This window comes from Catenulispora rubra, from assembly GCF_015356825.1.
Classification (GTDB): Bacteria; Actinomycetota; Actinomycetes; order Streptomycetales; family Catenulisporaceae; genus Catenulispora; species Catenulispora rubra.
In genome coordinates, this window is record NZ_JAACYW010000207.1 from 1 (window position 1) to 20592 (window position 20592).

General features: G+C 71.3%; 17 protein-coding genes and 1 pseudogene. 11 read left to right on the plus strand and 7 right to left on the minus strand.

Annotated features, from left to right (window positions below; all coding sequences use genetic code 11):
• Nucleotides 1-163 precede the first annotated feature (163 nt).
• Nucleotides 164-1489: a S53 family peptidase gene (locus GWK61_RS38280; RefSeq protein ID WP_194916605.1), complete on the minus strand. Its 1326-nt coding sequence runs from the start codon at nucleotides 1487-1489 to the stop codon at nucleotides 164-166.
• Between the two features lie 131 nt (nucleotides 1490-1620).
• Between GWK61_RS38280 and GWK61_RS38285 the strand changes: the two genes are divergently transcribed.
• The 6 genes and pseudogenes from GWK61_RS38285 to GWK61_RS38305 all read left to right on the plus strand — a co-directional run bounded on the left by GWK61_RS38285 (nucleotide 1621) and on the right by GWK61_RS38305 (nucleotide 8027).
• The gene (locus GWK61_RS38285) at nucleotides 1621-2223 is read left to right on the plus strand and encodes a sugar O-acetyltransferase (RefSeq protein WP_194916606.1); all 603 of its coding nucleotides are present in this window, start codon (nucleotides 1621-1623) and stop codon (nucleotides 2221-2223) included.
• 109 nt (nucleotides 2224-2332) lie between these two features.
• Complete coding sequence (locus tag GWK61_RS38290) at nucleotides 2333-5296, plus strand: helix-turn-helix transcriptional regulator (protein ID WP_194916607.1); 2964 nt, start codon at nucleotides 2333-2335, stop codon at nucleotides 5294-5296.
• Nucleotides 5297-5505: 209 nt separating this feature from the next.
• A pseudogene (locus GWK61_RS38295) lies at nucleotides 5506-5685 on the plus strand (DUF5999 family protein); the annotation flags it as partial.
• Between the two features lie 16 nt (nucleotides 5686-5701).
• On the plus strand, nucleotides 5702-6433 hold the full coding sequence (locus GWK61_RS57365) for a GGDEF domain-containing protein (RefSeq protein ID WP_323747942.1): 732 nt from the start codon (nucleotides 5702-5704) through the stop codon (nucleotides 6431-6433).
• A gap of 91 nt (nucleotides 6434-6524) precedes the next feature.
• On the plus strand, nucleotides 6525-7076 hold the full coding sequence (locus GWK61_RS38300) for a GNAT family N-acetyltransferase (protein ID WP_228563628.1): 552 nt from the start codon (nucleotides 6525-6527) through the stop codon (nucleotides 7074-7076).
• A 108-nt stretch (nucleotides 7077-7184) separates the two neighbouring features.
• Nucleotides 7185-8027: an ACT domain-containing protein gene (locus GWK61_RS38305; RefSeq protein WP_194916610.1), complete on the plus strand. Its 843-nt coding sequence runs from the start codon at nucleotides 7185-7187 to the stop codon at nucleotides 8025-8027.
• A gap of 115 nt (nucleotides 8028-8142) precedes the next feature.
• Here GWK61_RS38305 and GWK61_RS38310 read toward each other — a convergent pair whose 3' ends face one another.
• Nucleotides 8143-8553, minus strand: a complete 411-nt coding sequence (locus GWK61_RS38310; protein ID WP_194916611.1) for a hypothetical protein — start codon at nucleotides 8551-8553, stop codon at nucleotides 8143-8145.
• A 329-nt stretch (nucleotides 8554-8882) separates the two neighbouring features.
• Here GWK61_RS38310 and GWK61_RS38315 point away from each other — a divergent pair, with 329 nt between their 5' ends.
• The 4 genes from GWK61_RS38315 to GWK61_RS38330 all read left to right on the plus strand — a co-directional run bounded on the left by GWK61_RS38315 (nucleotide 8883) and on the right by GWK61_RS38330 (nucleotide 13960).
• Complete coding sequence (locus tag GWK61_RS38315) at nucleotides 8883-9911, plus strand: LacI family DNA-binding transcriptional regulator (protein ID WP_194916612.1); 1029 nt, start codon at nucleotides 8883-8885, stop codon at nucleotides 9909-9911.
• A gap of 157 nt (nucleotides 9912-10068) precedes the next feature.
• A complete protein-coding gene (locus tag GWK61_RS38320; protein ID WP_194916613.1) occupies nucleotides 10069-11223 on the plus strand; it encodes a substrate-binding domain-containing protein in 1155 nt (384 codons plus the stop codon).
• A 2-nt stretch (nucleotides 11224-11225) separates the two neighbouring features.
• Nucleotides 11226-12944: a sugar ABC transporter ATP-binding protein gene (locus GWK61_RS38325; RefSeq protein WP_228563629.1), complete on the plus strand. Its 1719-nt coding sequence runs from the start codon at nucleotides 11226-11228 to the stop codon at nucleotides 12942-12944.
• Nucleotides 12941-13960, plus strand: coding sequence for an ABC transporter permease (locus GWK61_RS38330; RefSeq protein WP_194916614.1), 1020 nt, complete (start codon nucleotides 12941-12943; stop codon nucleotides 13958-13960). The genes GWK61_RS38325 and GWK61_RS38330 overlap by 4 nt, the downstream gene beginning before the upstream one ends.
• A 20-nt stretch (nucleotides 13961-13980) precedes the next feature.
• On the opposite strand, the gene GWK61_RS38335 is transcribed toward GWK61_RS38330, so the two are convergent.
• A complete protein-coding gene (locus GWK61_RS38335) occupies nucleotides 13981-15207 on the minus strand; it encodes an MFS transporter (RefSeq protein WP_228563630.1) in 1227 nt (408 codons plus the stop codon).
• 60 nt (nucleotides 15208-15267) lie between these two features.
• Between GWK61_RS38335 and GWK61_RS38340 the strand changes: the two genes are divergently transcribed.
• A complete protein-coding gene (locus tag GWK61_RS38340; RefSeq protein WP_194916615.1) occupies nucleotides 15268-16254 on the plus strand; it encodes an ArsR family transcriptional regulator in 987 nt (328 codons plus the stop codon).
• Here the strand turns inward: GWK61_RS38340 and GWK61_RS38345 are convergent.
• The 4 genes from GWK61_RS38345 to GWK61_RS38360 form a co-directional block, all read right to left on the minus strand.
• Entirely contained in the window at nucleotides 16239-17345 is a 1107-nt protein-coding gene (locus GWK61_RS38345) for a CapA family protein (protein ID WP_194916616.1), read from the minus strand. The genes GWK61_RS38340 and GWK61_RS38345 overlap by 16 nt on opposite strands.
• Nucleotides 17346-17364: 19 nt before the next feature.
• Nucleotides 17365-18231: a hypothetical protein gene (locus tag GWK61_RS38350; RefSeq protein WP_194916617.1), complete on the minus strand. Its 867-nt coding sequence runs from the start codon at nucleotides 18229-18231 to the stop codon at nucleotides 17365-17367.
• A 156-nt stretch (nucleotides 18232-18387) separates the two neighbouring features.
• Complete coding sequence (locus tag GWK61_RS38355) at nucleotides 18388-19677, minus strand: cation:proton antiporter domain-containing protein (RefSeq protein WP_194916618.1); 1290 nt, start codon at nucleotides 19675-19677, stop codon at nucleotides 18388-18390.
• A gap of 129 nt (nucleotides 19678-19806) precedes the next feature.
• Nucleotides 19807-20592 (minus strand): endo alpha-1,4 polygalactosaminidase (locus GWK61_RS38360; protein ID WP_194916619.1); only part of this gene is annotated, 786 nt, incomplete at its 5' end.

The following is a 20592-nucleotide window of genomic DNA, read 5'->3' on the forward strand; positions in this document are numbered from 1 at the left end:
CCCCAGCCCCAGCCCCAGCACCAGCACCAGCAGCACCAGTGACTCGCACCAGCACCAACGCCCGCACCCGCACTAAGACCCGCGCTCCGCAGCATGCGAAGGGCGGTGCCGAACCCGGCACCGCCCTTCGCCCAGCGAGCGCGCTAGAACGCCCTACAACGCTCTAGAACGCGCCGGTCCCGTTCGGCGTCCCCAGCCCCGTCGGCCCGTCGTAACCGGCCCCGGCGGTGCACAGGTACGTCGGCGTGCACGTCCCGTTCGAGCCGCTGGTCACGTCGAACAGCGCCCCGGGGTTCGTGTACGGCTGGTGGCCGTACTGGACCGTGGCGGTGTTGCCGGCCAGGGCGTAGACCGAGGCGATGATCGGCGAGGACGCGCTGGTGCCGCCGACCTGCACCCAGCCGTCGGCGCCGGTGGCCAGGCCCAGGGAGAGCAGCAGGTCGCAGAACGCTCCGCCGCCGCAGCTGTTCGCGGTGTCGTAGACGGCCACGCCGGTGTTGGGGTCGGCGACCGCGGAGACGTCCGCGACCGTCCGGTGCGCGCACCCGGTGTCCTTCTGCCAACTCGGCTTCGGCTCCTGCGTCGAGCAGCCGCTGCCGGCGCCGGACCAGGCGGTCTCGGTCCAGCCGCGGGCGTTCGAGGCGGTGCTCAGGCTGGTGCCGCCGACCGCGGTGACGTACTGCGAGGCCGCGGGCCACAGCACGCCGTAGCCGCCGTCGCCGGAGCTGGCGGTGATCGCCTTGCCGGAGTGGTTGAAGTGCGAGTCGGCGGCCAGCGTCGAGCTGTCCTCGGCCGCGCCCCAGCTGTTGGAGATCGACACGACGGCCGGGTTCGCCGCGGCGGTGTCCTCGGCGGTGGTCAGCGACGTGGTGTCCGCGCCGGCCGCCTCCACCAGCAGGATGTGGCAGTCCGGGCAGATCGCCGAGACCATGTCCAGGTCCAGGCTCTCCTCCTCGGCCCAGCCGTAGTCCGCCGCCGGCAGCGGCGAGGCCGCCCCGTTACCGTTCACCTTCTGGAAGCAGCCGCTCGCCGCGGTGCAGGCCGGCAGGCCGTACGCGCTGCGGTAGGCGGCCAGGTCCGAGGCGGCGTTGGGGTCGTCGAAGGCGTCGACGATCGCCACCGTCCGCCCGGCCCCGCTGGTGCCGCTCAGCTTGTACGCCGATATCAGGTCCGAGGGCTTGAGCCCGGAGCTGGTCGGGCTCCCGGTGGTGTTCGGCGCGAGCCGTCCCCGTCCCAGGCATTGGGCCCGGCCCTTGACGACCTTGGCGCACCCGAACGGGACGATCGGGGCGAGGGCCGGCCGGGCCCCGCGAGCCACCGCCGCGCTGCCGGTCGCACTACCGGTCGCACGGCCGCGAGCGCCGCCCGTCGCGGCGCTCGCTGGCGCGCCGAACGCCAGCACCAGAGCGAACGCCGCGCCGAGCGCCGCGACGCGGACGCCGGAGCGCCGCAGGAATCTCGCGACGGACGGGGGAACACGATCGTACATATTGCCTCCCGGTGGTGGATGAACGGGAGCGACAGCCCCCACCGGGAATATGCGAGCCTTGCCAATAGGAGTCAATCCTCTGTCGCAGGTCCGTAGATGCCCATACAGAGCAAAGAACGGAGTGTTCTGCCGTGTCGCAGCATGATGAGGAACTAGTCCTGGCGCGGATCGCGAAGGGACTCGTCTATACCGAGACAGAAGCCGCCTTCCAGGCTTCGCAGCGCCGCACGGATGAGATATTCGAGTACAACCGCACACCACCGAGCGAACCGGACAAACGTCGAGCCCTGCTGGAGGCGATCTTCGGCTCGGTCGGCGCGCGCACGGTCCTGCTCCCGCCGTTCGCCGCCGGGTTCGGCAGCAACGTGCACGTCGGCGACGACTTCTTCGGCAACGTGAACCTGACGTTCGTCGACGACGTCGAGATCCGGATCGGCGACGGCGTCATGATCGCGCCGAGCGTGACCCTGACCACCACCGGCCATCCGGTGCACCCGGCGCGCCGGGCGGACTTCGGCCGGTTCTCGGAGCCGATCGTGATCGAGGACAAGGTCTGGATCGGGAGCAACGCCGTGGTGCTGCCCGGGGTGCGCATCGGCTACGGGTCGGTGATCGGGGCCGGCAGCGTCGTCAGCCGGGACATTCCGGCGATGACGGTCGCGGTCGGCACGCCGTGCCGCGTCCTGCGGGAAATCACCGAGGCAGACCTCAAGACGCGCACTGCGGAGGCTTGAGGAACCCTCTGGAGAACCTCTGCGGAGCCCCTGGGGAGCCCCTGCGGAACCCGCGTGGCCAAAGACCACCGCGTGATCTACTTTGGAGGGAATCTGGACGGGTGATCACGTGGCGGTTTCCTCCCGGCACGCCCCGGACCACACCGAGACCGTGGCGTGGTCGGGCGCGGGCTTCGCCTTCGTCGGGCGCGAACGTGAGATCGGCCTGCTGCTGGCCGCCGTCCGGCACCCGCCGGCCGTGGTCCTGGTCGAGGGCGAGGCCGGCATCGGCAAGTCCCGCCTGGTGCACGAGGCCGCCGGAGCCGTCGCCGCGGCCGGCGGCCGGGTCCTGACCGGGCTGTGCCACCCGCTGCGCGAGCCGTACCCCTACGGCCCGGTCATCGACGCCCTGCGCAAGGCCGGCGACTGGCTCCCCCCGACCGCCGACCTCCCGCCCAGCGTCGGCGCGCTGGCGCCGCTCCTGCCCGATCTGGCCGACCGGCTCCCGACCCCGCCGCCACCGGCCGCCGACGTCCACGGCAAGCGCTACCAGCTGGTCAACGGCCTGCGCTCGTTCCTGGCGGGCCTGGGCCCGACGGTCCTGGTCATCGAGGACGCGCACTGGATCGACGAGGTCACCCGCGAACTGCTCCTGCTGCTCACCCGCGACATGCCCGAACAGCTCAGCCTGGTCCTCACGTACCGCAACGAGGACCTGCCGCCGGGCGTGTCGGTCCTGGGGCCCTCCTACCGGCGCCAGCCCGGGGTCAGCGGCGCCGCGATCCACCTCAACCCGCTGTCCGGCTCCGATGTGCTGGCCCTGGCCCACGACGCGCTCGGCAAGCACGCCACCCCCGAGCTGGGCAGCGTCCTGTACCAGCGCAGCGAGGGCCTGCCCCTGGCCGCCGAGGAAGACCTGATCACGCTGACCGAGCGCGGCCCCGGCACGGGTCCCGGCCCCGGCGGCGACCTGATCGACGACCTGACGCACGCCGAGGTGCCCCGCGGCCTGCGCGAGGCGTTCACCGAACGCCTCAGCGCCTTGTCCGACCCGGCGCGGACCGTCGTCGAAGCCGCCGCCGTCCTGGACGTCCCGGCCGCCGAGCAGCTGCTGGCCCAGGTCGCCGACCTGGAACCGGACCAGGCCGCGCGCGGCCTGACCGAGGCGCTGCGCGTCGCCGTCTTGCAGGAGACCGAGACCGACCGCTACTACTTCCGGCACATGCTGGCCCAGCGCGTCGCCTACGAGCAGATGCCCGGCCCGCTGCGCAGCCGCCTGCACCGCCGCGCCATCGCCGTCCTGGAAACCCTGACCCCGCCGCCGCTGGTCCAGATCGCGCACCACAGCATGCAGCTCGGCGACCCGACGGCCTGGCTGGACCGCGCAGAAGCGGCAGCCGACCAGGCGGTCTCACTCGGCGACTCCGGCACCGCCGCCGCGCTGCTGCACCGGATCCTGGAGCAGCCCGGAATTTCCGGCGACCGCCGCTCGCACGCCGCGCTGGCGCTCGCCGGGATCGCGGTCAACGGCGTCGACTACGTCACCGACGCCCGAGCCCTGCGCCGGATCCTGGCCGACCCCCGGCTGCCGGCCGCGGCGCGCGGCGAGGTCCGGCTGTCGTTGGGGCTGCTCATGGTCAGCCACGCCGGCGACCGGGCCGGGTTCCAGGAGGTGGCGCGCGCCGCCGAGGAGCTGGCCGAACGCCCGGACCGCGCGGCCCGGGCGATGATCGCGCTGGCGATGAACGAGCGCGACGGCGGCGCCGACCAGGCGTGGGCGTGGGTCGAGCGGGCCGAGGCGCAGGCCGCGCTCAGCCCCGGTCCGGCCGTGCACGCCGCGGTCCAGGCCACGCGCCTGACACTGCTCGCCAGGCAAGGCGATCCGGGCGTCTGGGCGCTCACCGACGAGCTGCCGCGCGCCAGCGACGACGACGAGGAGATGCGGCAGACCGTCCGCGCGCTCTACAACACCGGCGAGATTGCGATCGAACTCGGCCACGACCGGCGCGCGGCCCGGATGCTGAACGAGAGCCGCGACCTCGCGCGGCGAGTCAGCTATCCCTACATGGAGTCCTACAGCCGCATCGCGCTGCTCCGGCTCGACGCCCTGGCCGGGGACTGGGCCGACATCGAGAACCGCTTCACCGCGCTGTGCGCCGAGTATCCCGACATCGCCATGGCCAGGATGGACGAAGCGCTCGTGGTCGGCCGGGTCGCCGCCGCGCGCGGGCTGCGCAGCCGGGCCGCCGAGCTGTTCACCGCCGCCGCCGCGTATGGGGACGTGGAGTCGCAGGTCACCGGAGCGCTGCGGGCCGCCGCGGGGCTGGTCGCCGTGCGGCTCTCGGCCGTCGTCGTCAGCGGGACGACCCGCTCCACCAGCGCGGCCGTCGCGGCCGCCGGGCACGACGCGTGGGCGGTCGCCGAACCGGCCGTGATGACGCTGCGCTGGGCCGAGGCGTGGGCCCGGGGCGTCGGGCTGGTACCGGTCGCCGTCGAGGCGGCCCTGGCCTCCGGGCGTCGCGAGGCCGCCGAACGGCTGGTCGCCGACGTCGAGGCGGGGCTGCGGGGACGGGACGCGCCGGCCGCGACGGCCGAGTTCCACGCGGCGCGCGGCCTGCTGTTGGGAGCGACCGATCCTGCCGGCGCGATCCGGGACTTCGAAACCGCACGGCGCCTATGGTCCGACATCGGACGTCCCTACGAGATCGCCCGCACGTCCGAGCAACTCGGCACCGTCCTGAGCGCGGCCCGCGACGGCGAGGCGGCCACCGCCCGGCTGACCGAGGCGCTGGCCGAATACGAGCACCTCGGCGCCGCCTACGACGCCGCGCGCTGCCGTCACACCCTGCACGACCTGGGCCTGGCCCGGCCGCCGGGGCGCGGCCGGCGCGGCTACGGCGACGAGCTGAGCCCGCGCGAACGCCAGGTCGCCGAGCTCGTGGCCCGCGGCGCGACCAACCACGACATCGCCGAGGCGCTGTTCCTGTCCCCGCGCACCGTGGAGCAGCACGTGGCCCGGATGCTGCGGAAACTGGGGACCACCAGGGGAGACGTCCGGGAGGTTCTTAGGGAACGCGGACGGCGCAGGGGTTGAATAAATTACGTACCCCTGCAAAATTGGATACTTATTGATCTCTACCGGGGCGAGGGAGAACCTCATGGGTGGAGGCGTGTATCGCTTCCCACCCGTAATCGCTACACACACCCGGTGCGGAAAGGCCGGCCACGCAGGAGGCCAACATGATCGCCACGAAGGACGCCGACACAGGAAGTCGAAGTACTGTCCTTCCTACCCAACGCACGTGCGACCACACCCCGCCGTGCCCGACTTTCGAAGCTCCGGACCGTGAGGCTGCTCACTTGGTCGCCAGCCACCCCGAACAGGGGTGGGGGCTGCTGTGCAACGGCGTCGTCCAGTTCGACGACACCGGCGAGCTGCTGCCCGACGGCCGGACTGTGGCGCCGCACCGCCGCACGGACTGAAGGCCTGGGAACCCCGGTGGACTCCGCACTTGTGGCGTTGCTGACGGCCCCGTCCGCGGGGGCGTCCGGCTTCCTCGCGGGCCTGGCCGCCATGCGCCGCCGGCTCAGACGCGCGGCCGGCGAGGCCGCCCACGCCCGCTGGCTCGCGCACCACGACGCGCTCACCGGGCTGCCCAACCGGACCGCGGCACGTCAGCACTACCAGCACGCCGCGCAGGCCGGACGGCCGCACGCGGCGGCGCTGCTGGATCTGGACGACTTCAAGACGGTGAACGACACCTGGGGCCACCAGGTCGGCGACGCGCACCTGGTGACGGTGGGGGAGCGGCTGGCGGCGGCGTGCCGGGACGTCGGGGCGCGCGCTTTCCGGCTCGGCGGGGACGAGTTCGTGTTGTTGCTGCCGTTCACGGAGGCGGCGGCTGTGGTGCGGGACGTGCGGACGATCGTCGGGGCGCTGAGTGTGCCGCAGTATCTGAAACTCGACGAGAGCCGGTCGGTCACGCTGGTGCCGAGCGCGTCGGCGGGGATCGCGGTGCCCGAGGCCGGGGACGCGTTCTCTGATGTGCTGCGGTGCGCGGATATAGCGCTGTATCACGCGAAGCGGTATGGCGTGGCGCCGCATCTCTATACGCCGGACATGCGGCAGCCCTGGTCGCATCGGCACAAGGTGCTGGACGAGTCGCATCTGTGCAAGGTGCGGGTTTCGGGGTTGGTCGCGGAGCAGGCTACGCGGGGGGCTTGTTCGTAGTGTCGGTGCGGCGCGCTACCGTGAGGTCGTGCCTTCACCTGCAATTCGTTCATATAGGCCCGAGGATCGGGACGCGCTCTACGACATCTGCATGCGGACCGGTGCTGCCGGCGGCGACGCGCGTGGCGTCTATCGCGACCAGACGCTGCTGCCGGACATCTTCGCCGGGCCCTATGCCACGCTTGAGCCGGATCTCGCCTTTGTGCTCGACGACGGCGGACAAGCGGTCGGGTACGTGCTGGGCACCAGCGACACCGCGCGGTTCGCACGGGACTTCCAGGACAAGTGGCTGCCGACGGTCGCCGCACAGCATCCACTGCCGGGCGGGGAGCCGGGGACGCCTGATGCGGTGATGACCGAGTTCCTGCACCACCCCGAGCTCATGGTGAATCCGGCGCTCGCCGACTACCCGGCACATCTGCACATTGATCTGCTGCCCGGGTATCAGGGGCACGGGTATGGCAGGACGCTGCTCACCACGCTGTTCGCGGCGCTCGACAAGGCTGGCGTGGAGCGCGTGCACCTGGTGATGTCCTCGGCGAACACCGGCGCGCGGGCGTTCTACGACCGCATCGGGTTCCACGAGATCTCCGTCCCCGATCCCGGCGAGCTGACTTTCCTGGGCCGTTCGACGGCCGCGTGACGCTCCGCACATCGCGCAGCGTCTCGTTTCCGGGCGCTGCTCACAAGATTCACGCGCCTGTGACGAGCCGGACCTGATCTTGCAACAGGGTCCGGGCACAGTCGAGGCATGAGGATTTCTCGCCGCGAACCCGGCCGTACCCGTCGCCGTCCGGAGTGGAGCTGGCGCCGGGAGATCATCGAGCTCGCAGTGCTCTTCCTCGCTGTCGGCACCGCGGGGCTGTTCACGGAGGTGCTGGGCCGCAGGCACTACGGCTGGGTGCTGCTGATCGCCCTCGGCGCGGCACTGCTGGCGGCGCTGGTGTTGCAGTGGTGGTGGCGGGCGCACGGGCCGGGGCGGTTACGCGCGCACACGCCGTTCGTCTCGGTACGCGGCGCCGACACCCTCGACGAGGCGCTCGCCGAGTGGCACGACGACCTGAACCTGTGGCGCATCAGGGCCGCGGTCCGCGACCGGCCGGGGAGCCTGGCGGCGGTGTGCGAGCGGCTGGCGGCGGTCGGCGCGAACATCGTGGGGCTGCAGGTGCATCCGCTGGGGGAGGGTGTGCTGGACGAGTTCCTGGTCGACGTGCCGCCGACCGTCGACGCCGCGACGCTCGCCGGCGCGGTCGCAGCCGGCGGCGCGGAGGTCTCGCTGGTCGACCGGGCCGCACGCGACGACCTCACGGACGCCCCGGCGCGCGTGCTGACGCTCGCGGCCCGGCTGGCGGCCGGCGACGCGGGGCTGCCGGTGGCACTGCACGATCTGTTCGGGCAGTGCGCGGTGACGTGGGACCCGCGCGAGGTGCCGGAGGCGTCGTGCGTCGGGACGCTGATCACGCTGGCCGACCCGGGCGGCGGCGCACTGCTGGTGACGCGGGAGGCGCTGGACTTCACGCCGACGGAGTTCGCGCGGGCTCGGGCTCTGGTGGGCCTGTGTGGGGAGTTGCGGCGGCGGCATATGGCGGAGTGATGCACCACCGGCACTGAGACCAGCTCCGACAACCAGCTTCCGACAACCAGCCCCGACAACCAGCCCCGCACCGGCTCGGTTCTGTGTCACCGCCAGCCGCGAGCCGCCCCGCCTGCTATGACCCGCAGAGGCCGACGACCACCTGGGCGTCGGTCAGCGCCTGCCGAGCGGACGGCTTCTGCCCGTTCTCCACCCCGGTGACCACGGCTTGCACGTCGTCGGCGACCTTGTTCATCGCGTCCTTCCCGCCGGGCTTCTGCGTGATGTTCGCGGCGTCCCGCAGCTGGCCGATCGAGGCGGTGGCGACCTTCACAGCCCCCTGTACGTCGTCGGTGTTGTTCGCGACCTTCTCCGCGTTCTGGATCGCCTGCAGCGCCTCGGTGCAGCCGGCGTCGCTCCCGCCCGAAGCCCCGCCGGTGAGACTTCCGACGCTGCTGTTCGATGATCCGCTGCCGCCGACGGTGCCTGAACTAGAGCACCCGGCGACGAGCAGCGCGACGCACACGGCGCCGATCATCGGAAGCATGTGCGAACGACCTGACATGGCTGACTACCCCTTGCTCACTCTGGCTTGACCTGGGTCAGGACCCTAGCGGCGAATGCGCGGATTTTCAGAGGAGGGGTCCTCGGGGCCGACCGGTATGCGATTACCCCCGGGTTGCAAACAGGTTGCCGACTCTTGACGCTCCGGATGTTTGCGCTAACAATCGTCAACGCACAGCAACGCACAGCAACGCGCAACCGCTCGAAGCGGCAGAGCTCTGTCTTGCCGCCGGTCTCCGCCAGTGCCCGCTCACCCCGAACCGCTCACCCGAACCGCTCACCACCCACCGCTCCCGAGAGGTGTGAAGCGTCATGCAGAACCTCGTCGGCGACCGCGCCCCGGTCATGGCCGACGTCGCGCGGGTGGCGGGGGTGTCGCAGCAGACTGTGTCCCGCGTCCTGAACGACCGCCCGAACGTCCGGCCCGCCACCCGCGACCGCGTGATGGAGGCCATCAGGGAGCTGGGATACCGGCCCAACGCCGCTGCTCGAACCCTGGTCACGCGGCGGACCCGGACCCTTGGCGTGATCAGCTTCAACACCACGCTCTACGGGCCGGCGTCCATGCTCTACGGCATCGAGCAGGCGGCCAAGCAGCACGACTACTTCGTCACCGTCGCCGCGTTGGCCGCCATGGACCGGCGGTCGGTGTTCGAGGCCGTGGAGCGGCTGCGTGATCAGGCGGTCGAGGGCATCGTCGTGATCGCGCCGCAGACCACCGCGGTCAGCGCGCTCGCGAACATGCCTTTCGACGTGCCGCTGGTCGCCGTCGGGTGCGGGGTGCACGCGGCGTTGAGCGCGGTCGCGGTCGACAACGAGTCCGGGGCCGAGCGCGCCACCTCCTACCTGCTCGACCTCGGCCACCGCACCGTGCACCACCTGGCCGGTCCGCGCACCTGGCTGGACGCCCAGGAGCGCGAGGTCGGCTGGCGGCGGGCGCTGACGGCCCGGGGCGTAGCGGTCCCGGAGCCGTTCAAGGGCGGCGACTGGTCCGCGCGAACCGGGTACGAACTCGGGCGCCAGATCGTCGGGGACGCCGGCGTGACCGCCGTGTTCTGCGCCAACGACCACCTGGCGCTGGGGCTCATCAGGGCCCTGCAGGCGGCCGGGCGGCGGGTTCCGGAGCAGGTCAGCATCGTCGGGTTCGACGACATCCCGGACGCCGAGTTCTTCGGTCCGGCGCTGACCACCGTGCGCCAGGACTTCGACGAGCTGGGGCGGCGCGCGCTGGTCGCCCTGATCCGCTCGATCGGCGGCGGCCGGCGGGCCGGGGAGCCGGTGGCCGCCATCGACCCGAGCCTGGTGGTGCGTGCGTCCACCGCACGTCCCGCCGCACCCTGACCCGCTCTCCATCGCACCACGCACACCACCGCACCACGCACACCACGCCGCTGGCCGGCGCGAAATGTTACCGCTAACACGCACCGGGTCAACACGCACCGCCAAAAACGCACCGCCAAACACACTCAGCAGGACTCCGGAAAGGATCTGAACGAGGATGGGCACCAGGACAAACCGCATCACCGCCGCCTGCGCGGCCGCGCTGCTCGTGGCCACGGCCGCGGCCTGCTCGAAGAACGCGTCGGGATCCTCCCCGGCAAGCACCGGCTCCACCGGTTCCGGCGGCTCCACCTCCGCGCCCCCGGCCGCGCTGGCCGGCTCGGTCACCTTCAACCAGGACAACCTCGCCAAGCTCGACGCCGCGCTGAAGACCGCGCTGGCCGGCAAGGACCTGTCCGGGGTGAACATCGCGATGGTGGTCAACGTCGCCGCCGACTACTGGAAGGCCGGCCAGGTCGGCTTCCAGAAGGGCTGCTCGGACCTGGGCCTGTCCGGCTCGAAGTGCACCTACTACGCGCCGCCGAACGGCAAGCTCACCGAGCAGAACTCGGAGATGGAGACCCTGCGCTCGCAGGGCGTCACCGGCTACGCGATCTCCGCGATCGACCCGACCTCGGCGGCCGGCACCATCCACACCGACGTCCAGCACGGCGTCAGCGTGCTGGCGATCGACTCCCCGCTGCCGGGCACCGACGCCGCCTCGCTCTACCTCGGCACCCCGAACTACACCGCCGGGCAGCAGGCCGGGGAGGCGATGAAGCAGGTCCTGGGCGGCAAGGGCAAGGTCGCGGTGCTGGTCGGCTCGCTGACCGCGGCCAACGCCACGCAGCGCATCCAGGGCTTCGAGGACGCGCTGAAGGGTTCGAGCATCACGGTCGTGCAGAAGGTCAACGACAACCTGTCGGCGGCCACCGCGACCTCCGACGCCGAGACCATCCTGGCCAACAACCCGGACGTGAACGGCCTGTACGGGGTCTACTCCTACGACGGCCCGGCGCTGGCCCAGGCGGTGCAGTCGGCCGGCAAGTCCAGCAGCGTCCACATCGTCTCCGACGACTCCGACGCCCAGACCCTGGGCTTCATCAAGTCCGGCGTCATCTCCGGCACCGTGGTGCAGATGCCCTACCAGCAGGGCTACACCGGCGCCTACATCCTGGCCGCGGAGAAGGTCCTCGGCAAGGACGCCACGATGGCGATCGTCAAGCCCTACCTGGAGTCCGACGGCTCCACCCTCAGCTCCGGCGTGGGCCTGGTGACCTCCGCGGACCTGTCCGCGTACCAGGCGCTCGAGACGCAGCTGGGGATCAGCTGACGATGGCAGCGTCCGACGACGCCCCGGGCCGCGCGGTCACCGCGCGGCTGCGGGGGGTCCACAAGTCCTACGGCCCGGTGCGGGTGCTGGACCTGCCCGAGCTGGATCTCTACGCCGGCCAGGTGGTCGGCGTCGTCGGGGAGAACGGCGCCGGCAAGTCCACGCTGATGGGCACGCTGTCCGGCTCGGTGCGCCGGGACGGCGGCGAGATCGAGATCGGCGGCACGGCTCTGGTCCCGGGCTCGACCGAGGCCGCCGCCGCGCTCGGCATCGCCATGGTCTCCCAGGAGTTCCCGCTGGTCGGGCAGCTGTCGGTGGCCGAGAACCTGCTGCTGGGACGGCGTCCGCGCGGTTCCCGGCGGCGCGTCCTGCTCGATCGCTCGGCGCTGCGCCGCGAGGCGGTCGAGATGCTCGCCGAGATCGGCCTGTCCGCCACCGCGGTCCAGGTCGGCCGCCAGGTGCGGACGCTACCCGTGCCGACGCGCCAGATGATCGAGATCGCCAAGGCCTGGGGCCGCCGCCCGAAGCTGCTCATCCTGGACGAGCCGACCTCCTCCCTCGGACCGGTCGAAGGCGCCCAGGTGCTGCGGCTGGCGCGCGAGCTGGCCGCGCGGGGCGGCACCGTCCTGTTCATCGGGCACCGGCTCGACGAGGTCCGCGAGGTCAGCGACCGGGTCCTGGTGCTGCGCAACGGCCGGCTGGTCGCCGACCTGACACCCGGCGAGGCGAGCGAGGAGCGCCTGATCCGGGAGATGGTCGGCGGCGAGGTGACACACTCGCGGCCGAAGGAGCAGCCGACCGACGCCCCGGTGCTGTTGTCCTTGCGCGGTCTGACGGCCGACGGCCTGGGCCCGGTCGATCTGGACCTGCGCGCCGGGGAGATCGTCGGGGTGGCCGGGCTCATGGGCTCCGGTCGCAGCCGCCTGATCCACACCGTGGCCGGGGCGCAACCGGCCACCGGCGGGAAGATGACGATCGCCGGCTCCCCCTACGCCCCGCACGGCCCCGGCGACGGCACGGCCGCGGGCATCGCGATGATCCCCGAGGACCGCAAGGAGCAGTCCCTGGTGGTGTTCGCCCCGATCCGGGCCAACGTCACGGTCCCGATCCTGCGCCGCATCAGCACCCGCGGCCTGCTCGGTCCGCGCCGCGAGCGGGCCGAGGCCGAGCGGATCACGGCGAGCGTCAATGTACGCATGCGCTCGGTCGACCAGCCGATCGGCGCGCTGTCCGGGGGCAACCAGCAGCGTGCGATCTTCGGCCGGGCCTTCGCCACCGAACCGCGGCTGCTGCTGCTCGACGAGCCCACGCGCGGGGTCGACGTCGGGGCCAAGGCCGAGATCTACGAGCTCATCGACCGGGCCGCCGAGCGCGGGATGGCGGTGCTGGTCGCCTCCTCCGAGCTGGAGGAGCTGCTGTGGATCTGCCACCGGATCGCGGTGCTGAACCACGGCCGGCTGGCGACCGTGATCGACCGCGCCGAGGGCACCAAGGAACGGATCATGACGGCCGCGGCCGGCACCGCCCCGGTCGTGCCGACGGCGGAGGACGAGCCCGACGACGCGCCGGAAGGCGTGCCCGAAGCCGTGCCGGAGAGCGTGTCGCAGGACCTGTCGGAAGAGGGTTCGGCAGCCGGTTCAGTAGTCGGTTCAGCAGTCGGCTCGCAAGACGCGCAAGCAGACGTGTCGGAACACGTGTCAGAACACGGAGACGCACCATGACAGCACAGAGCACCCTGACCCCCGAACAGGCGCCGCCGCGCGGCCAGCCGGCCGTCACGCGGCTGCTGCGCAAGCTCGCCGAATCGCCCGAGGCCGGCGTCATCGTGGCCTGCGTGCTGGTGTTCGCGATCATCGCGGCGAACGCCCCGACCTACACCTCGGTCGGCAACCTGCAGGTGATGGGCCGCGACCTGGCGCAGGTCGGGATCCTGGCGGTGGGGGAGTCCGTGGTCATCCTGACCGGCGGGATCGACCTGTCGGTCGGCGCGCTGGCCGGGCTCGCGGGCATCCTGACCGCCTGGTTCAACGTGAACCAGGGCATGCCGGCGCCCCTGGCGATCCTGCTGACGCTGCTGATCTGCGCCGGGGTCGGGGTCTGGCACGGGACCATGGTGACCCGGCTGAACGTGCCGCCGTTCGTGATCACCCTGGTCACGTACACCATCGCGCAGGGCTTGGCGCTGGCGATCACCACCGGCACGCCGATCAACGGGATCGATCCGCTGTTCAGCAACCTGAGCCAGTACTACATCGGCCGGGTGCCGGTGCCCGCGCTGTTCTTCCTCGGCGCGGCCGCGATCGCCTGGTTTGCGCTGGAGCGCACATATGTGGGGCGGCAGATCTACGCGGTCGGGGGGAACAAGGAGGCGGCCCGGCTGGCCGGCATCCCCATCGCGCGGCGCGTCACCACCGCGTACGTCTCCAGCGCGGTCCTCGCCGGTGTCGTCGGCGTGCTGGTGATCGGCCGGATGAACGTGGCCGACCCCTCGGTCGGCAGCGGCTGGGAGCTGACCGCGATCGCCGCCGCCGTGGTCGGGGGGGTGTCGCTGTTCGGCGGGGAGGGGCGCATGGTCGGCATCGCGGCCGGCGCGATCCTTCTGGAGCTCATCGCCAACGGTCTGCTCGCCCTGCACGTGAACACCTACTACCAGACCGTCGTGCAGGGGGCGGTACTCGGTGCCGCGATCCTGCTGGATCGGCTGCGGGCGAGGCTCTTCGGCAGGATTCGGAGATAGGGAGCCCTGCACGTTGATGCTTACCACGCGGGGGTGAGCGCGGGCAGGGGCGAAGCCTCGGGCGTGGGTTCGGGTGTGGGCTCGGGCTCACGCTCGTCCCGCAGCCCGCGGGCCAGACTCAGCGTCACCACCACCGACAGCGCGGCCATCACCGTCATCGCCGTGCTCGGCGTGAACCACTGCGCCAGCACCCCGGCGGCCACGGCCCCGACGCCCTGCATGGTCAGCATCCCCGACGACTGCAGCCCCAGCGCCTGGCCGCTCAGGCCGGTCGGTGTCAGGGCCATGAGGCGTTCCTGGAGCAGCAGGCTCGCGGCGTATCCGATCGAGGCCAGCATGACCGCCACGGCCGCGACCGGTAGCGTCGGGTGCAGCGCGAACACCAGGTACGGCACGGCGAGCAGCAGCCGCAGCGGCGCGCCGAGCACGCGACGCCAGCGCGCGGGCAGGAAGCGTCCGGTCATGGTGTCCCCGAGCAGCATGCCGAACGCGGCGCTGGCGAACAGGATTCCGGCGTGCCGCGGCGACAGGGACACGAACAGCGATTCGCAGCCCACGATCAGCCCGTTCGGCACCCACAGCGCGAGGAATACGTACCGCCGCGGCACGGAGGACCACAGCGCCGCGTTGTTGCGCCACGTCTGAGCGATCGACGGCCGCCCCGAGGCGCGCTGCGGTCGGGCGCTGAGCCCGAGGCGTGCGACGGCGGCGGCAGCGAAGTAGAGCCCTGCGCCGACCAGCAGCGTCACGCGCGGCGACAACGCCGTCAGGAGCACGCCGCCGAGGCCGTAGCCACAGATCTGCATGGTCCCGACCGCCATGTTCAGCACCGAGCGGCCGAGCAGGTACCCGTCCTTCGGCAGGATCTCGTTGAGCAGGCCGTATCGCACGCCGCCGCCGACCGAGGCCAGCACGCCGATCACGAACAGGATCCCGAACGAGGCCGCGACCGGCAGCCCGGGGATCGCCTGCGCCGCCGTGGCGATCGCGAACGCGAGCGCCAGCCCGGACAGCGCGGCGCGCGGCGGGATCAGGTCGGCGGCCGACATCAGCGCCGTCGCGCCGACCACCTGCGCGAGGCTGGGTCCGAACATGCTCAGGGCCGACAGCAGCGGGGATCCGGTCGCCGCGTAGATGAGGGTGCCCAGCGCCAGGCCGCTGACGGTCTGCGCGGCGACTTGGGCCAGGCTGGTGAGGAACAGAGGCTGGAATTCGGGGGAGGCGAAGAGCTGCCGGTACGTTCGCATGGTCGTCAGTGTGCGAGCGGGCGCGCGCCGCCCGGTACAGTTTCGCCAGGAGGCGAAACCATGACGCTGTGGCTGGTCGACACCGACACCCTCGCCAGCGGCCGGTTCGTGGTCTCGCCGCTGGCGGAGACGCTCGCCTGCCTGCAGACGCTCTACCGCCGGACGACGGCGAACCCGGCGGAGAAGGCCTGGTTCGACGAGCACCACGCCGCCTTCCGCACGATGGTCGCCCCCGACCCGCTGACCGGCCCGCTGCTGGAGGCGGCCCTGGGCTCGCGCTCGCACTGGATCGCCGACCTGCTGTCCCCGGTGCCGACCGGCGACCAGAGCTTCGAGGAGGAACTGCGGCGGGTCCGGGCGACGTCACCGGAGCTGGCCTTGGCGAACCTGACGGTCTCCTACGGCGGTCCGCTGCCGGACCTCCTGGACCGTACCGATCTCGCGCCGCGCCTCGTGGACATCCTGGTGTGGATCTGGACGCAGACCGTGGAGCCCACGTGGGAGCGCCGTCGCCGGCTGATGGAGGCCGACATCGTCTCCCGCACCGCCCAACTCAGCCAGGCCGGCTGGGCCGCGGCGCTGAGCGCGATGCGTCCCGGCATGCGGTGGCTCGGCGACGGGACCCTGCAGATCAACCTGCACAACTTCCCGCCCCGCCAGGTCTCCGGCGCGCGCCTGTACTTCGCCCCGGTGACGCCCGGGCGCGGCTGGGTGGCGTGGGACGACCAGCCGCAGTACGCGATCATCTATCCCTGCACCGGCGCGATGGCGGACGTCGGCATGACCGCCGCGCCCCAGCCGCTGGCCCGCCTGCTCGGCCCGAACCGCGCGACGATCCTGCTGCTCCTGGCCTCGCCGAAGAGCACCACGCACCTGGTCACACTGACCGGCCAGACCCTCGGCTCGGTCGGCCGACACCTCAAGGTCTTGCTGGACGCCGACCTGGTGCGCCGCCGCCGCTCCGGCAGGTCGGTGCTGTACTACCGGACGCCGGCCGGGGACGTGCTGGTCGAGAGCGCTTCGCGGGGGAGTCAGGAGGGCGAGTAGACGGCTTGGGGGAGCGTCACGGGGATTTCGGCGGTGGTCGCTGCCCGGTCGAACGTCGCTGGGTCGAACGGCGCTGGGTCGAACGTTGCCGGGTCGAACGGCGCCGAGCCGAATCGTGCCGACAGCGCGGCGACCCGGTCGAGCACGCTGCGAGCCTCGTCGCCGACGAGCGGTCGGACGTCGTTGTCGGGGCCGCGCCGCACTGGATGAACCTCGACGCCGCGCAGGCGGCGCTCGTCGACCCGGCAGTGCAGGACCAGGCCGTCGAGGTGGCGTCCTGCCATGACCGGCCAGTCGAAGACGAAGTTCCCGAGGCTGTAGAAGATCGGTCGGCCGTGGTACACCTCAATGCCCTGAAGGCTGTGCGGTCCGTGGCCCATGACCAGGTCCGCTCCGGCGTCGACGGCGGCCCGGCCGATCGCCTTCTGGTAGTCGCACACGTCGTCGCCCGCCACGCCCCAGTGGCAGGAGAGCACCAGGACGTCGCATCGGGCCCGCAGTTCTTCGACGTCCCGGATCATGGCGGCCAGCTCGTGCGGATACGGCTCGGTCAGGACGCGCGGCGGTCGTCCGGGTACCTCCGCCGACCGCAGGTCGGGCACGTAGGACGTGGAGGCGCGCAGGGTCGCGACTCCCGCTGTCCGCTGCCCGGCGGCCATTCCGAAGGGCCAGCAGATCGAGGTGTACGCCAGGAGCCCGAACCGGGTGCCGTCGCGTTCCAGGACGACCGGACGGTGCGCCTCATCCAGATCGGTGCCGCCGCCGCAGTGCGCGATGCCTGCGGCATCGAGGGTGTCCAGGCTCCTCAGCATCGCCGAGGGCGGGAACGTCACGTTGTTGGCCACGCTGACCGCGTCGATGCCGGCCGCGCTCAGTCCCGTGACCATGTCCGGTTCGGAGTGCCGCCAGTTCGGTTTGTGGGCGATGTCCGGGGCCCGCGGATCATCGCCGGCTCCGCACAGTGCTCCTTCGAGGTTGACGAATCGCACGTCGGCAGCCGTCAGCAGATCCAGCACATGTGTGAACGCGGTGGCGGGATCCGCTCGCCCCTGCAGATTGACGTCTCCGGCAAGCATCAAGATCTGCGACATGCCCCGACCGTATCGCCGTTCAGCCCTCCATGGAGAGCATCACCGGCGTCGCGTCCTCGGCGCGGAAGTGGACGGCCATCCAGTATCCGTCGGTGAAGTATCCGGCTCCTCCGTCGCTGTAGTTCAGCATGAAGTCGCCGGAGTAGTAGAACTCCAGCCGGAAAGCGATGGCCTCCCTGAAGAACTCAGCTTCGGCCTGCTCCGAGGTCTGATCATCCCGGCCGCGGTCCCACAGATATCGAAGCCAGCGGTCCCACAGGTATCGAAGCCCGGCCTGCCGGATCCGCTCGAAGTCGTCCAGCAGCGCGCGCACCGAGGGGAGCAGGGCCTTGATGCGTTCGGGCTCCGCCGCGCCGAAGCGGACGTAGACCTGGTCCGCGGGTGGCTCAAAAGTCGCTGAGTATTCGTACAGATCCTCATCGAACTCGAAGCCGCCGAGCACCTCGTCGCTGATCTCGGGGACCGGGCGGTCGGGCGCGTCGGTCGCGTACATGCGCGCGATCGCGTCCCACGACTGCTCCAGATGTGCCTGGTAGCAGGGGTTGTGCTCCTCGTTGAGGATCGGCGGCTGGTTGGTGAACTGGCCGGGGGTGGCGCTGAGCGTGCGGCCGTCGGCGGCGTGCAGGATCCAGTGCCTGTCGTCGTGGTCGATGTGCTTGACGTGGAACGAGCTCGGGATGTCCTGGACGCCGAACACCGGCCGGTCCGTCGGGCCGGCCAGCGCCACGGTTCCGGTCTGTCGGCCGTCGGGACCGGATTCCACCACGAAGACGCTGTTCAGGGGCCGCGCGACGCCGGCCACCGCACCTTCGGGCAGGTTCTCCAGCAACGGCGTCGCGTCGCCTTGCACCGCCTTGCACCACAGGTCGCGGTCATTGTCACGCACGTGCTCTCCTCGGTCAGGCAGACGACCGATCGAACCTCTCACGCGTCGCGGACGGCGGCCGACGGCACTTTTGACGTCGTGGCGGACACCGCTCTTCTGCCGCCTCGTCGGCTACTGGGGGTTCGTGCTCGTGATCCGTGCTCGTGATCGCCGTGCCTACGCTGGTGCTGGTTCGTCACCGGCCGGCGAGCTGAATTCGGGGGCGTCGGCTTCGGCTTCAGCCCCGCCCTCGCCGGCGCGGAGCCGTTGCGCGGCCAACGGCACCGCCACTCCATGCAGCAGCAGGCTCCCGAGCAGCACGATCGTCATCGTGGCGAGCGTCAGGCCGGCGTCCTCGTCGCGGGTGGCGTTGTAGGCGAGCAGCCCGAACACGATCGACGTGGTGCCGCGCGGTCCGACCAGGCCCAGGAGCGTGCGGTCCACGAACGTCGCGCCGGTGCCGAGCATCGCCAGATACACCGGGACCATGCGCACGACGGTCAGCACCAGCACGCTGTAGAGGATCACCGACCCGGGAACGCCGACCTGGAACACCAACACCGCGACCGCGCCGAACACGAACCACACGATCAGCGAGGCGACCGTGCCCAGCGCCTCGACAGTGGCGAATTCCGACTCCGGCATTGGCGCTTGTTCGCCCTGGAGCCCTCGGAACCCGATCCGGGCCCGCTTGTAGGCGATGCCCGCCAGGAACGCCGCCACGAAGCCGTTGCCGCCGACCGACACCGCGATCGAGTACGTGACGATCGGCAGCAGCAGCGCCGCGATGCCCACCGACTCCCCGCTCGACCAGCGCTCGCGCTCGGAGCGGCGCAGCACGGTGCCGGTGACCGTGCCGAACCCGACGCCGACCAGCACCGCGTACGCCGCGGCCGGGAACGCCTGCCGCAGCGCGCCTTCCGGGGTCCCGCCGTGCCCTGATTCGCCGATCAGCAGGATGCCGAAGGCGAACGCGGGGGAGAACAGGCCGTCGTTGTAGCCGCTCTCCACGGCCAGCACGTGCCGTACCCACAGCGGCAGGTTGCGGTCCTTGAGCAGGTGCGGGGCGGTGGCGAAGTCCAGCGGCGCCACCACGCACGCGATGACGAACACCACTGCCCACGACGGCGTCGGCAGCAGTCGCAGCCCCACGGCGAACGCCGCGGCCACCATCACCGGCAGCGCGATGAACAGCAACCGCAGTACCGCGCCGCGCTCGCCGGCCAGGAAGCCGTCGCGGACCACGGTCGCGTCGACGAACAGGAGCACGGCGAGCACGAGTTCGACGATGCGCTCGGCGATGTGCGTGTCCAGACGCTCGGCGAAGCCGGTTCCGCCGGCCAGCCCGGCCACGACGCCGCCGGCCACCATGGCCAGCGGGCCGGAGATGTGCCAGCGCGCCAGGCGGCGTGCGGCGAACGTCCACGCCAGCATCACGGCCAGGCTGGACACGATCAGGGGCAGCATACCGTGAGGTTACTGATATAAGGGTGTGATTCAGGCATAGGTGAGGGAAGGCGAGCGTGTCCCCACCGACGGCGCTCGCCTTCCCTCTTTATCAGTCAGGCTGGTAGTCGGGCTGGTAGCCAGCCGGGATCAGCGGCAGGGCTGGAAGGTCTTGTCGTCGAGGTTGATGTCGAAGCGCACGCCGTTGAAGTTGTTCGAGTTGTCCTTGGAACAGAACGAGGACGTCGCCAGCTTGTACTCGGCCTGGAAGACCGGCTTGCCGGCGGCCACGTACTGGTCGTAGCCGTAGTCGCCGTTCTGCGCGGTGGTGCATTCCTTGTACTGGTTGCACTGTTCGTTCAGCGCGCCGTCGAAGTACGGGAGCAGTTGTGGGATCTGCGCATTGTCGTTCTTCTGCAGGACGCTCAGGCCGCGGGCGTGGGAGTCGTTGGCCAGGGTGGCGTTGAAGTAGAGCTGGTCGGCGGCGGTCACGGAGAAGCCGGTGCTGTTGGCGTAGCCGTCGACGTTGTCGAGCTCGACCATGTCGAAGCCCTTCTGCCGGCACATGTCCAGGCGGGCGTCCATGATCTTGCGCAGCGCGCTGCCGGACTTCTGGATCTCGCGGACGTCCAGCCACTTTTCGCCGGGCCAGCCGTTGCCGCTGCCCAGGACGGCGGACGGGAACTGCGAGGCGTCCGAGCGCCAGTTCTCGTAGGTGCCCGCGGACAGGTAGCAGACGGCCTTGATGCCGGCGGCGTGGAGTGCGGAGACGTTCGCTGCGGTGTTGTTGAAACCGTCGACGTCGTACATCTGGACGTTGCGGAAGGGGGCGGTCGGGACCGCGGACAGGACCCAGTTCCAGGACGTCTGCAGGTTGGGCTGCCAGCAGCCGTTGCAGGCCGCCGGGCTTGGGAGCTGTCTCTTATACAGATCTCC